This window comes from Pseudomonadota bacterium (assembly GCA_038533575.1).
GTDB lineage: Bacteria > Pseudomonadota > Alphaproteobacteria > Rhodobacterales > Rhodobacteraceae > Shimia_B.
Genome location: JBCAYL010000001.1, coordinates 1,757,660 through 1,772,572 on the forward strand (window position 1 = coordinate 1,757,660; position 14,913 = coordinate 1,772,572).

18 protein-coding genes are annotated in these 14,913 nt (G+C 65.4%); 10 read left to right on the top strand and 8 right to left on the bottom strand.

The genetic code is table 11. The features are described 5' to 3' along the window. The first annotated feature begins 45 nt into the window (after positions 1-45). Together AAFM92_08940 and AAFM92_08945 are read left to right on the top strand one after the other, a co-directional pair. On the top strand, positions 46-219 hold the full coding sequence (locus tag AAFM92_08940; protein ID MEL7300493.1) for a hypothetical protein: 174 nt from the start codon (positions 46-48) through the stop codon (positions 217-219). Further along, a complete protein-coding gene (locus AAFM92_08945; GenBank protein ID MEL7300494.1) occupies positions 219-983 on the top strand; it encodes a Fic family protein in 765 nt (254 codons plus the stop codon). The genes AAFM92_08940 and AAFM92_08945 overlap by 1 nt, the downstream gene beginning before the upstream one ends. Before the next feature lie 382 nt (positions 984-1,365). On the opposite strand, the gene AAFM92_08950 is transcribed toward AAFM92_08945, so the two are convergent. After that, on the bottom strand, positions 1,366-1,773 hold the full coding sequence (locus tag AAFM92_08950) for a BrnA antitoxin family protein (protein MEL7300495.1): 408 nt from the start codon (positions 1,771-1,773) through the stop codon (positions 1,366-1,368). A gap of 175 nt (positions 1,774-1,948) precedes the next feature. Here AAFM92_08950 and AAFM92_08955 point away from each other — a divergent pair, with 175 nt between their 5' ends. Further along, positions 1,949-3,070: a beta-ketoacyl-ACP synthase III gene (locus tag AAFM92_08955; GenBank protein ID MEL7300496.1), complete on the top strand. Its 1,122-nt coding sequence runs from the start codon at positions 1,949-1,951 to the stop codon at positions 3,068-3,070. A 192-nt stretch (positions 3,071-3,262) separates the two neighbouring features. On the opposite strand, the gene arsH is transcribed toward AAFM92_08955, so the two are convergent. Then, the gene (arsH, locus tag AAFM92_08960) at positions 3,263-3,976 is read right to left on the bottom strand and encodes an arsenical resistance protein ArsH (protein ID MEL7300497.1); all 714 of its coding nucleotides are present in this window, start codon (positions 3,974-3,976) and stop codon (positions 3,263-3,265) included. Positions 3,977-4,106: 130 nt separating this feature from the next. Between arsH and AAFM92_08965 the strand changes: the two genes are divergently transcribed. Further along, entirely contained in the window at positions 4,107-4,685 is a 579-nt protein-coding gene (locus AAFM92_08965; GenBank protein ID MEL7300498.1) for a thymidine kinase, read from the top strand. 90 nt (positions 4,686-4,775) lie between these two features. Here AAFM92_08965 and AAFM92_08970 read toward each other — a convergent pair whose 3' ends face one another. From AAFM92_08970 to AAFM92_08990, 5 genes are all read right to left on the bottom strand, one after another. Next, positions 4,776-5,717, bottom strand: a complete 942-nt coding sequence (locus tag AAFM92_08970; GenBank protein ID MEL7300499.1) for a D-glycerate dehydrogenase — start codon at positions 5,715-5,717, stop codon at positions 4,776-4,778. Next, positions 5,717-6,070 (bottom strand): tRNA-binding protein, encoded by a 354-nt coding sequence (locus tag AAFM92_08975; GenBank protein MEL7300500.1) that lies wholly within the window; start codon positions 6,068-6,070, stop codon positions 5,717-5,719. The genes AAFM92_08970 and AAFM92_08975 overlap by 1 nt, the downstream gene beginning before the upstream one ends. Beyond that, positions 6,063-6,866 (bottom strand): pyrroline-5-carboxylate reductase, encoded by an 804-nt coding sequence (gene proC / locus AAFM92_08980; protein MEL7300501.1) that lies wholly within the window; start codon positions 6,864-6,866, stop codon positions 6,063-6,065. Before proC ends, AAFM92_08975 begins: the two co-directional genes overlap by 8 nt. A 25-nt stretch (positions 6,867-6,891) precedes the next feature. Beyond that, positions 6,892-7,395, bottom strand: coding sequence for a YbjN domain-containing protein (locus AAFM92_08985; protein MEL7300502.1), 504 nt, complete (start codon positions 7,393-7,395; stop codon positions 6,892-6,894). Between the two features lie 340 nt (positions 7,396-7,735). Then, positions 7,736-7,975, bottom strand: coding sequence for an accessory factor UbiK family protein (locus tag AAFM92_08990; protein ID MEL7300503.1), 240 nt, complete (start codon positions 7,973-7,975; stop codon positions 7,736-7,738). Positions 7,976-8,065: 90 nt separating this feature from the next. On the opposite strand from AAFM92_08990, the gene lgt reads away from it, so the two are divergent. From lgt to AAFM92_09010, 4 genes are all read left to right on the top strand, one after another. Beyond that, a complete protein-coding gene (gene lgt / locus AAFM92_08995) occupies positions 8,066-8,980 on the top strand; it encodes a prolipoprotein diacylglyceryl transferase (protein ID MEL7300504.1) in 915 nt (304 codons plus the stop codon). Positions 8,981-9,016: 36 nt separating this feature from the next. Next, a complete protein-coding gene (pgeF, locus tag AAFM92_09000) occupies positions 9,017-9,772 on the top strand; it encodes a peptidoglycan editing factor PgeF (GenBank protein MEL7300505.1) in 756 nt (251 codons plus the stop codon). A 62-nt stretch (positions 9,773-9,834) separates the two neighbouring features. Beyond that, complete coding sequence (locus AAFM92_09005; GenBank protein MEL7300506.1) at positions 9,835-10,059, top strand: hypothetical protein; 225 nt, start codon at positions 9,835-9,837, stop codon at positions 10,057-10,059. Positions 10,060-10,415: 356 nt separating this feature from the next. After that, a complete protein-coding gene (locus AAFM92_09010; GenBank protein ID MEL7300507.1) occupies positions 10,416-11,078 on the top strand; it encodes a Hint domain-containing protein in 663 nt (220 codons plus the stop codon). A gap of 1 nt (position 11,079) precedes the next feature. On the opposite strand, the gene AAFM92_09015 is transcribed toward AAFM92_09010, so the two are convergent. Continuing rightward, positions 11,080-11,580, bottom strand: a complete 501-nt coding sequence (locus AAFM92_09015; protein ID MEL7300508.1) for an Lrp/AsnC family transcriptional regulator — start codon at positions 11,578-11,580, stop codon at positions 11,080-11,082. 145 nt (positions 11,581-11,725) lie between these two features. Here AAFM92_09015 and trxB point away from each other — a divergent pair, with 145 nt between their 5' ends. Further along, complete coding sequence (gene trxB, locus AAFM92_09020; GenBank protein MEL7300509.1) at positions 11,726-12,730, top strand: thioredoxin-disulfide reductase; 1,005 nt, start codon at positions 11,726-11,728, stop codon at positions 12,728-12,730. Between the two features lie 90 nt (positions 12,731-12,820). After that, positions 12,821-14,884, top strand: a complete 2,064-nt coding sequence (locus AAFM92_09025) for a bifunctional sulfate adenylyltransferase/adenylylsulfate kinase (protein MEL7300510.1) — start codon at positions 12,821-12,823, stop codon at positions 14,882-14,884. Positions 14,885-14,913 lie beyond the last annotated feature (29 nt).

Consider the following 14,913-nt stretch of genomic DNA (forward strand, 5'->3'; position numbering starts at 1 on the left):
GGCGTCTAGTTGTGCATAGTCGTAGAAAAGAAGCGGGAGTTCTGCATGTCTGAGCATCTGAAAGAGTTGGTCGAACGAGCAAAGCGGGTCCGTATGACTTCGCCCGAGCGTCAGGCTCAACGCGTTAGTTTTGCGTTCGGCACCGCCAACATTGAGAACGAAGATGTTACGCGAGAGATGGTGGAAGAAGTTGTTAGAAAGTTGGAACGAGAAGGGTAGTGTCAGAGCGTAAGAGCGTAGCGGCAGAACCGCCTCTGATCTCGGACCCGCGTAGGCTGGCTGAAGCGGAAGCCAGCAATGCAGTTGCGCAGTATGACTGGGCTCTTGAGGAAGCACAGCGATGGATTGATGCTGGCAAGCCGAACCTTCGCATTTCAATGCTACTTGAGCTTCACAGAAAGGCGCTCCAAGGCATCGATAGGTACGCAGGCAACTTCCGTCCAGATAGCGTAAGAATTGAAGGCAGCAGCCATGACCCGATTCCTGGTGCCGAGGTCCCAAGCCAGGTCGAGGAGTTGTTTGAGCACCTTAAGGATAACTGGGAACGCAAAACCGCTACATATCTATCTGCTTACGCGATGTGGCGGTTGAACTGGATCCACCCTTTCGCTGACGGAAATGGTAGGACCTCACGTATGCTTTCCTATATGATACTCTGCGCAAGGAGCGGGTTCATCTTTCCCGGCGTGAAATCAATTCCTGAACAAATATCGGAAAACAAAACACCGTATTACCGAGCGCTGGAGGCTGCAGATCACGCTTGGCTGCAAGACCAGAAAGTAGACGTCTCCAAGATGACACAGCTTATGGAAGACTACCTTAGCAACCAGCTTGTTACGATGGCGGAGACTGCGACGGGTAAGACGTTTAATGGCCACGAAAGCGGACAGCAAAAGCGTGGCATAGAAAGGCATGCGGTATTGGTAGCACTTATAGTCGGGCTGCTCGTTACAGCCGCTACCATCGCCGCCGCCTTAATATGAACGAGCCTCTTCAGTTCACGCTTTCCTATCTCTACCTCGCGTCGGCCCATGCCTCTACAGTAGCGACTTCGAGGGACCAAAATGTCCCTGCCCCATCTTCCCTAGAAGTTTCACGACGCCCGCTTCTCAGGTGGCCTTACACGCGTGGGCTGTTGGTCAAGCGCGTCTCGTAGCAGTCCTCGCTCCGAGCGCGAACCGCATACAAGTGTAAGTTCAATTTGACCGTGCCGACGAGATCATACGCTAAATATCAAGTGCTCAGGATGGCTGAGGCTCGTGTCGCCTCGCTTAGTCCAAATTAGGTAGGCCAACTACCCGACGGTAGCGGTTGTTAACACATGTCCCAAACGCACTTTCATTCCGAAATGTGTCACCCCCCCCCTCACTTCCTGATCACCGATCTCACCTCCTCGTCGAGCGTTCGCTTGGGCTCGAGCACCTCCCAGGCGCACATGGGGCCGTCGATGAACTTGGCGAGGCGAGCGTGCATGAAGCTGCGCAGCACCTTGTTCATCCTGGGCTGGTAGCCCGGCCCCATGGATTTGAAGAACCGCACGACGTCCGCGTCGACGCGGATCGTCATCCGCACGGTCTTCGTGTCGCGGTCCTCGCCCTGCCAGATCTCGAACCACTCCCGCGGGAAGGTCTCGTTGAAGTTGAACGTGTCGTGGAGGTCGTATTCCAGCTGCCGCATCCCCTCGAGGGACCGCATCCAGGAGACGCGCTCCTTGATCGTCATGTCCCCGGGGTGCTTGGCCCACAGCGGGGCGACGGATCTCTTGCGGGCCATGGGTGTCTTCCTCCGGCATCTGCGTGTGGCGGAGGGTCACGCTAGGGGCCAAAGGTAAACGGCGTCCGAGCCCTGCGCGCGTATGTACAGGTTGTGTACGGGTTGTGCACGGGGTGTGCCCCCGCTGGACGGCCCCTTTTGGGAGGGGTAAACGATGCGGACGCAGGGAGCCCACATGTACCAGCCAGCCATCACCGGGTCGGGGGTGTTCACGCCCGCAAACGTCATCACGAACGACGAATTGGTCGCGGCCTTCAACGCCTATGCCGACAAGGAGAACGCGCGGCATGCGGAGGCGATCGCGGCCGGGGAGAGGGCGCCCGTGCCCCACTCCTCCGCGGAGTTCATCCTCGCCGCGAGCGGGATCGAGCGGCGCTATGTGCTTGATAAATCGGGCATTCTCGATCCCGACGTCATGCATCCCCTGCTCGCGCCCCGCCCCGACGAGGCGCCCTCGCAGATGGCGGAAATGGGCGTCGACGCGGCGCGGGAGGCGCTCGATCAGGCGCAGGTCGCCCCCGAAGACATCGATTGCATCCTCTGTGCCGCCTCCAACCACGAGCGCGCCTACCCCGCGATCGCCGTGGAAATTCAAGACCTTCTGGGCGCCGGCGGCTTCGCCTACGACATGAACGTGGCCTGTTCCTCGGCCACATTCGGGCTCCAATCTGCAGCTGACATGATCCGCACGGGCAGCGTCCGCAAGGCGCTCGTCATCTGCCCCGAGATCTGCTCCGCCCATCTCGAATGGCGCGACCGCGATTGTCACTTCATCTTCGGCGACGTCGCAACGGCCCTCGTCCTCGAGCGCGCGGACGACGCCGCTGACCGCCCGAAATTCCTCGTGATATCGACGCGCTGCGCGACGCAGTTCTCCAACAACATCCGCAACAATGCAGGCTACCTGCGTCGCGCCCACGGCCAGATGGAAGACCGGCGCGACATGCAATTCATGCAGAACGGGAGAAAGGTCTTCAAGGAGGTCCTGCCCCTCGTCTCGAAGCACATCGCCGACCACCTCGCCGACGAAGGCATTGAAAACAAGGCGCTCAAGCGCCTCTGGCTCCACCAGGCCAACAAGACCATGAACGATTACATCGGCAAGCGCGTGCTCGGCCGCGACCCAGAGCTCGGCGAGCAGCCCAACATCCTGCAGGACTACGCCAACACGTCCTCGGCGGGCTCCGTCATCGCCTTCGCGAAGTACTCAAGTGACCTCGCCCCAGGCGATACCGGTCTCCTGTGCTCCTTTGGCGCCGGCTATTCCGTGGGCTCCGCGATCCTGCAGCGCGCCTGACACGAGGCAGCAGGGAACACCCCCCGCTTCTTTGTGCCCCGTACCTCCGCCGGAGGCCTCCCGACCTCACCCCGCGCGCGGACCTCTGAAGGAGGGCGCCCCCGAGCGCAGCGAGGCCACCGAAGGTTCAAGCCCGCAGGGCGCAGAAGGGAGGCGGGTGGGCCCATGCGCTGACCGGGGCGCAGGCGCTCCTCAGGAGGTCGCCTTCGACACCCGCGCATGGACCTCCGCCGCGCTTTCCACGCGCTCGGAATAGCGGTCCGTGAGCATCCCGCTCCGCCCCCGCGTCATCACCGTGAACCGCGCCAATTCCTCCATCACGTCCACGATCCGGTTATAGAGCGGCCCGGGCTTCATGCGGCCGTTCTCGAATTCGAGCCAGGCCTTCGGGACGGAGCTCTGGTTCGGGATCGTGATCATCCGCATCCAGCGCCCGAGGATGCGCATCTGGTTCACCGCGTTGAAGCTCTGGGAGCCGCCCGAGACCTGCATGAGGGCCAGCGTCTTGCCTTGCGTGGGACGGATCCCACCGATCGCCGAAAGCGGGATCCAATCGGTCTGCGTTTTCATGATCCCCGTCATCGCGCCGTGGCGCTCGGGGGAGGACCACACCATCCCTTCGGACCAGAGCGCGAGTTCGCGCAGCTCTGCCACCTTCTCGTGCTTTTCCTCGAGCGGGTTGGCCGGATCCCCGGGGAGCGGCAGGCCGGTCGGGTTGAAAAAGCGGGTCTCACAGCCCAAGGCGCGCAGCACGCGCGCACCTTCCTCCGCCGTCCCGCGCGAATAGCTTTGCTCGCGAAGGGAGCCATAAAGGAGAAGGATCCGCGGCGCGTGCCCGTCATCCCCGGGGCCCGCGAGCGCGCCGATGTCGAGCGGGCGCAGCTGGCCCTCCGCGAGGTTCGGCATGTCAGAGATGTCCAAGTTGCCCGTCTCCCCCTGTGTCTTCGGCCCGCTTAGCGGCGGCGCCGGGCGATGTCATGGAGAAAGCGCCCGCGCCCCTTGCAGCCCTCTGCCGCGCAGGGCATGTCCCGCGCCCATGGCGAAGCTCTACTTCCACTACTCGACGATGAACGCGGGGAAATCCACGCTGCTCCTGCAGGCCTCCCACAATTACGTGGAGCGGGGCATGGCGACCTACCTGCTCACGGCCAATTTCGATGACCGCGCGGGCGCGGGCCATATCGGGAGCCGCATCGGGATCGGCGCGGAGGCGGATATCTATACACGCGACGAAGATCTCTTCGCCAAGATCGCCGCCCGGCTGGCCCAGGGGCCCTGCCACTGTGTCTTCGTGGACGAGGCGCAATGGCTCTCGCGCGACCAGGTCTGGCAGCTCGCGCGGGCGGTGGACGATCTCGGCGTGCCGATCATGTGCTACGGGCTCCGCGTCGATTTCCGGGGCGAGCTTTTTCCGGGCTCCGCAGCACTTCTGGCCATCGCGGACGAGATGCGCGAGGTGCGCACGATCTGCCATTGCGGGAAGAAGGCCACGATGGTGGTGCGCCTCGGCCCGGACGGCAAGGCGCTCAAGGACGGGCCGCAGGTGCAGGTGGGCGGCAACGAGACCTATGTCAGCCTCTGCCGCCGCCATTTTCGCGAGGCGATGGGGGAGTAAGGCCGGTCGCAGGGGCTTGGCCCCGCCGTTTGCAGATCGCGGAAAAGCCGCACCTGCGGGGCTCGAACACAGCGCGTTCGCAGGCGCGTGTCACACCGGGTTGGGGAGCGCCTCTCCGGCGAGGAAGGCGCGCACGTTCTCCACCGCCATCAGCCCCATGGAGAGCCGCACCTCGAGCGCCGCTGTGCCGAGATGGGGCAGAAGCACGACCGTCTCGAGGGCCGCGAGGGCGTCCGGCACCTTCGGCTCATGCTCGTAGACATCGAGCCCGGCGCCGGCGATGCGGCCCGCTTCCAGCGCCTCGATCAGCGCGGCTTCGTCCACAACGTCACCCCGCGCGATGTTCACGAGGTGGGCATGGGGTCTCATGGCCGCGAGCGCGCTCGCGTCGATGAGGTGCCGTGTCTCCGCGCCCCCCGGCACCGCCAGCACCACGACGTCCGCCGCCGCGAGGCAGGCCGAGAGCGTCTCCATCTGCCGGGCCGGCACCTCGGTCTCCTTGGGCGAGCGGTTGTAGAAGACGACATCCATGCCAAAGCCCGCGTGGCAGCGCTTGGCGATCGCCTGCCCGATCCGCCCCATCCCCACGATGCCCACCGTCTTGCCGGACATGTGGAGCCCGAGCATCTGCGTGGGGTGCCAGCCGACCCAGCGCCCGGCGCGCACGAGCCGCTCTCCCTCGCCCGCGCGGCGGCAGGTCATCAGCATCAGCATGAGCGCGATATCGGCGGTGGCCTCCGTCACCGCGCCGGGCGTGTTGGTGACGGCGATGCCCGCGGCCTTGGCGGCGGCGACGTCGATATGGTTGTAGCCCACGCCGAAATTCGCCAGGAGCTTGCCCCGCCCTTCCATCATGGTCGCGCTGCACGCGTCGCCCAGCGTGGGGATGATCGCGTCATACATCCACATCGCCGCGCGCAGCTCCCGCGCGCTCATGGGCGCGTTCGTCTCCCGCATCTCCACCTCGCCCAGCGCCTCCGCCGCGGCGAGCACACCCGCGGGCATGGGCCGCGTGATGAGGATCTTGGCCATCAGTACATGCGCCCGCCGAGCGGCACGTCGTCCGCCACGGCGAGATCGGGGGCCAGCAGCACCACCTCGCCATCCGCATCCGGCACGCCCAGCACGAGGATCTCGGACATGAATTTGCCGATCTGGCGCGGCGGGAAATTCACCACCGCCACCACGCGGCGCCCCACCAGCGCCTCGGGCGTGTAGTGCCGCGTGAGCTGGGCCGAGGATTTCCGCTCCCCGATCTCGGGCCCGAAATCCACCCACACCTTGATGGCGGGCTTCCGGGCCTCCGGGAACGGCTCGGCACGGACGACGCGGCCCACGCGGATGTCGACCTTGGCGAAATCCTCGAAGCTGATCTCCTCAGTCACGGCTGAGCTCCCGCGAGCGCTCCGTCGCAGCCCGCACCGTCCCGCGGATGAGCGCGGGCAGTTCGCCCATGAGCACCTCGAGACCCGCCTGCGTCGTGCCGTTCGGGCTCGTCACGTTGATCCGCAGTTGCTCGGGCGTCTCATCGCCCAGCGCCAACTGGCCCGCGCCCGCCACGGTGGCGGTGGCGAGTTCCATGGCGAGCTCGGGTGCAAGGCCCTGCGACTGGCCCGCCGCGGCCATGCATTCGATCATGTGAAAGACATAGGCCGGGCCCGAGCCAGACAGACCCGTGACCGCATCCATCTGGCCCTCGTGATCGAGCCGCACGGTTTTGCCGATGGCCGACAAGAGCGCCTCGGCGAGGTCCATATGGGCCGCGGTGCTGGTCCGCGAGCCCACGAGCGCCGTGATCCCCTGCCCGATCGCCGCTGGCGTGTTGGGCATGGCGCGGATTACGGGCGCCTCGGCGCTCAAAAGGCGCGCATAGGTCTCGAGCGAGGTGCCGGCGGCCACGGAGAGAAAGAGCGTCTCGCCACCGACATGGTTCGCGAGCGCGGGCAGCGCTTTCTCCATCATCTGCGGCTTCACGGCGATGATGACGACGGCCGGGGCCTCCGGGAGCGGCGCGTTCACGTGGACCCCGGTGCCCAGCACCCAGTCCGACGGCGCGGGGTCCTGCACCCAGATGGCCTCGGGGGAAAGACCCCCCTTTAGCCAGCCCGCGAGCATGGCCGAGCCCATCTTCCCGCAGCCCAGCATGACGAGGCCACGGGTCTCGATCTCTGAAATGTCCATGCGCCCTCCCTAGTGGAGGTGGACGTTAGGCCCGGCCATAGGCCTCCGCAATAGCGACTTGCATGGCTTCGTCGAGGTCGCGCTCGCCCCAAGTGACGAGCTGGAAGGCGGGGTAGTACCGCTCGGCTGAAAGGACCGCGGCGGAGATCATGGTGTCGATCTGGTCCGGCGTGGCCATCTGCCCGCCCGACAGGATGAGCCCGTAGCGATAGACCATGAGCTTCTGCTGCTGCCAGTAGGTGAAAGCGCCGGCCCAGCAATTGTCGTTGACCCGGTTCAGCGCGGCGTTGAGCGCGTCGATGCGGTCTTCGGGCGGCTCCATGTCGAAGGTGCAGATGAGGCGCAACGTCTGGTCATAGGCCGACCAAGCCAGCGTGATGGAATAGGTGCGCCACTGCCCCTCCACGGCCATCGCGATCTGCTCGTCGGAGATGCGGTCAAATTCCCAGTCCTGATGCTCGGCGATGTGCTCGACGATGTCGATCGGGTGGAGGTCTTCGATCTCGTGGAAGGTCTCGGAAATTGCCATGGCGTGCCCCCTTCTCGGGTCTGTAGAGGCGGAGCGTGACAGCGCCCCACCGCTTGGTGGCTGCTCTAGGGGGTGTGGGAGACCCCATCCCCCATACTGAATATGGTGGGCGGGGCAATCGAATGTGTAAAGCTAAATCTCGCGGGAATACGCAGTAAGTTGTGGATGAGTGGGATTACGCCTCAAAATGTCCTGCAATCTCATTCCCAATCCGCGCAAACCCATTTCCACGCCGCCACGGCCACGGGACATAGAAAAGCAAATGGCGCGGGCCGGTCCGCCACGCGCCAGAAATCCCCCACCGGGAATTTGCCAAATGCATCAGAGAGAGGGCCGGGCCCTATTTGGCTTCGAGCACCTCGATGCGGGCTTTAAGCGCCTCGTTCTCCTCGCGCGCCTTCTGCGCCATGGCGCGCACCGCGTCGAACTCTTCGCGGGTCACGAGGTCCCGGTCCGCGAGAAACCGGTCGACCCAGCTCTTCATCGCCGTCTCCGCCTCCTCGCGCGCGCCTTGGGCCACGCCCATGGCATTCGTCATGAGTTGGCTGAGATCGTCCATCACCTTGTTGCGGGTCTGCATGTCATGTCTCCGTTGTTTGCCTCCTATATGGGCCGCGCCTGCGGGGGGCTCAATGGTTGACTTGCCGCGCGCGGCACGCACAAGGAGCCCATGGTCCTTGCCCTGCCCTTCCCGGAGATCGGCCCGGAGATCTTTTCGCTCGAGGTCTTCGGCCGGAGCTTCGCGCTGCGCTGGTATGCCATGGCCTATATCGCCGGAATTCTCATTGCGTGGTGGATGGCCGCGCGGGCCGTGCGCAACGCGCGGCTTTGGTCCGGCCCGGCGCCGGCCTCCTCCGAGCAGATCGCCGACCTCATCACCTGGGTGATCATCGGCATCATCGCGGGCGGGCGCCTTGGCTTCGTGCTCTTCTACGAGCCGGCCTACTATCTCGCCAATCCGCTGGAAATCCCGGCCATCTGGCAGGGCGGCATGTCCTTCCATGGCGGCTTTCTCGGCGTGGCGGTGGCCGCATTCCTTTACCTGCGGTCCCAGGGTATCCCGCTCCTGCCGCTCGCGGATCTCATGGCCTATGCCACCCCGCCCGCCCTCGCGCTCGGGCGGGTCTCGAATTTTATCAATGCCGAGCTTTGGGGCCGCCCCACTGATGTGCCCTGGGGGGTGATCTTCCCGGGCGCTGCGGCGCAGGATTGCCCGGGCCCGGTGGGTATCGGGGCCGAAGGGCTCTGCGCGCGCCATCCCTCGCAGCTCTACGAAGCCGCGCTCGAGGGCGTGGTGCTCTGCCTCGTTCTCGTCTGGCTCGTCCATCGCCGCGGGGCCTTTGCCCGGCCGGGTCTCGCCCTCGGCGTCTTTCTCGCGGGCTACGGCGGGGCGCGGGTCTTTGTGGAGGCTTTCCGGCAGGCCGACGCGCAGTTCATCACGCCCGACAATCCCGCGGGCTGGGTCGTGGGCCTCGGCCCGGTGGGGCTCACCATGGGACAGCTTCTCTCGCTGCCCATGCTCATCCTCGGCCTCGTCTTCATTGCGCGCGCGATGCTGCGCCGGCATCCACAGCCATCTGCTTGACCCGCCCGTCAGGACGCGCCACCGTCAGCGGGTGCCATGACGATCGAAGCGCTCACATCCGACCTCCTCGCCGGAACCAAGCACGGCTTCTTCACCCGCAAGGGCGGTGCCTCCTCGGGCGTTTTCGCCGGCCTCAATTGCGGCGCGGGCTCGTCTGACCAAGCCGAGATCGTCCAGCTGAACCGCGCGCGCGTGGCCGACGCCATGGAGGTGAAGCCGAAGGCGCTGGTGACGCAGTACCAGGTCCATTCCACCGATGTCGTGACCGTCACGAGCGCGCACGATGCCCAGGAGACGGCCGACGCCATGGTCACGCGGGAGCCGGGGCTCGTGCTCGGTGTGCTGGCCGCCGATTGCCAGCCGGTGCTCTTCTCCGAGCCCGAGGCCGGGGTCATCGGCGCGGCCCATGCCGGCTGGAAAGGCGCGATGGCCGGGGTGCTCGAGGCCACCGTCGATGCCATGGTCGCCCTCGGCGCCGTCCGCGCGCGCATTCGCGCCGCCATCGGCCCCACGATCTCGCAGCGCAATTACGAGGTGGGCCCCGAATTCCTCGACCGTTTCCTCGAGGAGGACACGGAGAACCAGCGCTTCTTTGCCGGTGGCACGGGGGATCGCCTACATTTTGACCTTCCCGCCTACGGCCTCCACCGCCTGCGCGAGGCCGGCGTGGGCGAGGCGGCCTGGACGCGCCACTGCACCTATTCGGACCCCGAGCGCTTTTATTCCTACCGGCGTTCGGTGCACCTCAAGGAAGCCGATTACGGGCGGCTGATTTCCACGATCCGGCTTTAGACGTTTCCAATCTTGCCACAATCCCGCGCCAATCTTCCCTGATTTTTCACAATTGCCGCCCAATGGCAGCCGCAATGCGCCGCCACACCGGTTCCATCGAAACATTCTCCGGGGGCCGGATCATGGGACAAAGACGCTGGATGCGTGCGGTAATCGAAGAGGCCAAGGCCTCCGGCGATGAGACCGCAAAGCGGATGCCTTTTGCACGCCAGGTGCGCGCCGAGCGCCGCCTCGCCCCCAAGGACATTGTCCTGCCACGGAAAGCTGTGTTGCGCAGCGCCGGGTAGGACGCACGAGACTGTCGCCGCGAATAAGGCAGCCGCGGCGGCATGCGGGGAGACAATTCCCGTTCTAGGGGGCGATTGGCCACATCCCCAGGCCAATCGCCCCATTTTTTTGACTCAACGCCCCGCGATACGCAGCTTTGTTGCCGTAACGTGAGGCTGCCGTGGGGGCCGGGCTCACCCTGTCGATTGGGTAAGTGATGTACCGTCCCCTCGAAGCCGTTCCCTCGGCTCGCTCTCCTGAGACGTCTGCGCCCCAGCCGGGTGCGCGTGGCGATGTCTCGCGTTTTCGCTCGACCCAAAGCTTTCCCCCATCGACCGTACCAGTGGACCGGCGGCCTCATGCAGCGAGGCCTCTCATGCGCAAGTATGAGGTCGCCTTCCTCACTCCTGAAAACACCGTGCAGCACACCACGCGGCTCGCACCGGCCACGGCGCTCTACGAAGCCGCCTTCATGGCGCTGGCCCGCGGCACACTGCTCAGCGGCCGCGATGGACCCATCGCCATCGAGGACATCACGCCCGGGATGGTGCTCGCCCTGTCCGATGGTCGCGAGCGCCGCGTGCTCTGGAAAGGCTGCACGCGCATCGTCCCCGGTGCGCGCGGGCAATCGGAGGAAACGGGCCAGCTGACCCGCATCCCCGCCGAGGCCATGGGCCATGCACGCCCGTCGCACGATCTGCTCCTGGGCTTCGGCGCGCGCCTGCTGCAGCGGGGCCGGATGGTCCCGGCCCCCACGGTCATCGACGGCGAGACCGCCTTCGCGGTCCGCCCGCCGAGCCAGGTGGAGTGCTTTCACATCGCGCTGGAGGAGCACGGCGCGGTGCGGGCCAACGGCCTTGAGGTGGAGACGTTCCACCCCGGCCCGACCGCGCGCACCTTCCGACAGCCGGAAACCCGCCAGCTCTATCTCTCGCTCTTCCCGCATGTGGAGAGCCTCGACGATTTCGGCCCGCTGCACTTCGCGCGCGCCGTGGAGGATGAGGTGTTTGGCGTGAGCGCGCGCGGCTACATGGGCTAGCTTACGCGTCTTGCGCCAGCCGTGCCTCGAGCACGTCGAAGGGAACGCCCGGCTCGTCCTTCGCCCCGCGGATCACGAGGGAAGTCTTCACATGGGCCACGTTGGGCGCTGTGAGGAGATCCTCGGTCAGGAAGCTCTGAAAGGTGCTGAGGTCGGGCGCCACGCATTTCAGGATGAAATCCACCTCGCCGTTGAGCATGTGGCACTCGCGCACGAGCGGCCAGTCGCGGCAGCGCGCCTCGAAGGCGCTGAGATCGGCCTCCGCCTGCGAGGAAAGCCCCACATGGGCGAAGACCTTCACCTCGAAGCCCAACGCGCGGGCATCCACCTCGGCGTGGTAGCCGCGGATGTAGCCCGCCTCCTCGAGCGTGCGGACCCGACGCAGGCAGGGCGGCGCGGAGATCCCCACGCGGCGCGCGAGCTCCACGTTGGTCATGCGACCGTTGGCCTGCAGCTCGGACAGGATCATGCGGTCAATTTCGTCGAGGCGATGTGCGGGCATCCTACGGTCCTTTTGGCGGATTCTTATGCTGGGAACGCGCAACGCGCAAGATTGTTTCAAGCTCGCGCAACAATCTGAAATCGGGCGGGCCTTTCGACTCAGCCGCGCGGCACGTATATCTGCGGAGCCAAAGAGGAGTCAGCCCATGACCGAGCAGCGCAGAACGAAAGTCCTCATCGTCGGATCCGGCCCCGCCGGATACACGGCCGGTGTCTACGCCGCGCGTGCGATGCTGGAGCCTGTGCTGGTGCAGGGTATCGAGCCCGGCGGGCAGCTCACCACCACCACCGAGGTGGAGAATTGGCCCGGCGACACCGAGGTGCAGGGCCCCGATCTCATGGTGCGGATGGAAAAGCACGCCCGCGCCATGGGCTGCGATGTCGTCCACGACATCATCTCCTCCATCGACTTCTCGAAGCGGCCCTTCGTCTGCCAATCCGACAGCGGCACCGAATACGTGGCCGACGCGGTCATCCTCGCCACCGGCGCGCGCGCCAAGTGGCTGGGGCTCGAGAGCGAGGAAAAGTACAAGGGTTTCGGCGTCTCCGCCTGCGCGACCTGCGACGGGTTTTTCTACCGCGGGCAGGAGATCGTGGTCGTGGGCGGCGGCAACACCGCCGTGGAGGAGGCGCTTTTCCTGACGAATTTCGCCTCGAAGGTGACGCTCATCCACCGCCGCGACGAGCTCCGCGCCGAGAAGATCCTGCAGGACCGCCTCTTCAAAAATCCCAAGATCGAGCCGCTGTGGTTCAACGAGGTCGTGGAAGTCTACGGCAATGATCAACCGCTGGGCGTCGAGGGCGTGAAGGCCAAGAACGTGAAGACCGGCGAGATCACCGACATTCCCTGCAAGGGCTTCTTCGTGGCCATCGGCCACGCGCCGTCGAACGAGCTCGTGAAGGACGTGCTCGAAACGCACAAGGGCGGCTACGTCGTCACCGAACCGGACTCCACGGCCACCTCCATTCCCGGCGTCTTCGCAGCCGGCGACATCACCGATTGGCAATACCGGCAGGCGATCACCAGCGCGGGCATGGGCTGTCAGGCCGCGCTCGAGGCGGAGCGCTTCCTCGCCGAGCACGGCGTGGCCGAGCGCGAGGTCGTCACGGAGCCTCTGGGCTACGGCGCGGAGGCCCCCGCCGCCGAGTAAATCCGCCACGCCTCGAAATGGCCCAAAGTTTGTTCTTGCGTGAACAAACTTTTCGACTCATACGTTCAGCCGTGAACGTATCCGAGTGCCATGGCCACCATCTCGCCTCTCCATGAAGACCAGCTCTTCAAGCTGCTTCGACAGCTCGACACCGCGCCCGGGGCCTCCCAGCGCGCGTTGGCGGCGGCGATCGGTGTCTCGCTCGGGCGGCTCAACGGCCTTTTGAAAGAGGCCACCGACGCAGGGCTCGTCAAGATCACCGAGAGCGCGAGCCGCGACAAGCGCAAGCGCGTGGCCTATGCCCTCACGCCCCGCGGGGCGGGCGAGAAGAACCGCCTCACCGACACCTTTCTCAAGCGTAAGTTCGCCGAATACGACGCGCTCCACGCAGAACTCACGGGGACGACCTCCGGCCTTTCCCCTGCCAAACACGGAAGCAGACTGATGCAGAACAACCTCGCCCCGATCCCGGAGCTCTACGTCTCCTATGACAGCGCGCAGAAGATGAAGATGGAGGCCGCCGAGCTGACCTCCTGGGACCTCACCGCGCGGCAGATCTGCGACCTCGAGCTTCTGATGAACGGCGGCTTCAACCCGCTCAAGGGCTTCCTCTCCGAGGCCGATTACAACGGCGTCGTCGAGGACATGCGCCTCGCCGACGGTACGCTCTGGCCCATGCCAATCACCCTCGACGTCTCCGAGGCCTTCGCCGAGGGGCTCGAGATCGGCCAGGACATCGCGCTGCGCGACCCCGAGGGCGTCATCCTCGGCACCATGACCGTCACCGACCGCTGGACGCCCGACAAGGCCCGCGAGGCTGAGGCCGTCTTCGGCGCCGATGACATGGCCCATCCGGCGGTCAACTACCTGCACACCAAGGCGGGCAAGGTCTATCTGGGCGGGCCTGTCACGGGCATCCAGCAGCCGATCCACTACGATTTTCGCGCCCGCCGCGACACGCCGAACGAGCTCCGCGCCTATTTCAGGAAGCTCGGCTGGCGCCGCATCGTGGCCTTCCAGACGCGCAACCCGCTCCACCGCGCGCACCAGGAGCTGACCTTCCGCGCGGCCAAGGAGGCGGAGGCAAACCTCCTCATCCACCCCGTCGTGGGTCTCACGAAGCCCGGCGATATCGACCATTTCACGCGCGTGCGCTGCTACGAGGCGGTGCTCGACCAGTATCCGCAATCGACGACGACCATGAGCCTCCTCAACCTCGCCATGCGCATGGCCGGGCCGCGCGAGGCCGTCTGGCACGGGCTCATCCGCAAGAACCACGGCTGCACCCACATGATCGTGGGCCGCGACCATGCGGGCCCGGGCAAGAACTCCGCGGGCGAGGATTTCTACGGCCCCTACGACGCCCAAGATCTCTTCCGCGAGCACGAGGCCGAGATCGGCATCGAGATGGTGGACTTCAAACACATGGTCTACGTGCAGGAGCGCGCGCAATACGAGCCCGCCGACGAGATCGCGGACCGCGAGAACGTCACGATCCTCAACATCTCCGGCACCGAGCTCCGCCGCCGCCTGCAGGAGGGGCTCGAAATCCCGGAATGGTTCTCCTTCCCCGCCGTGGTGAATGAACTCCGCAAATCGAAGCCGCCGCGCTCCCAGCAGGGCTTTACCGTCTTCTTCACCGGCTTCTCCGGCTCCGGCAAATCGACGATCGCCAATGCGCTCATGGTCAAGCTCATGGAGATGGGCGGGCGGCCCACGACGCTCTTGGACGGCGACATCGTGCGCAAGAACCTCTCGAGCGAGCTGGGCTTCTCAAAAGAGCACCGAGATCTCAACATCCGGCGCATCGGCTACGTGGCCTCCGAGATCACGAAGAACGGCGGCATCGCCATCTGCGCGCCCATCGCGCCCTACGCCACGACCCGCGGGGCCGTGCGCGAGGAGATTGAGCAATACGGTGCCTTCTGCGAGGTGCACGTGGCGACCTCCATCGAGGAATGCGAGCGGCGGGACCGCAAGGGCCTCTACAGACTCGCGCGCGCGGGCAAGATCAAGGAATTCACCGGTATCTCGGATCCCTATGACGTGCCCGAGCAGCCCGAGCTGCGGCTCGACACCGAGGGCACGGATGTCGATTACTGCGCCCAGCAAGTGCTCTTGAAGCTCCAGGAGATGGGGCTGATCTCCGCCTGATCTCTCGACCGATGAACTGCTGTTGGAAG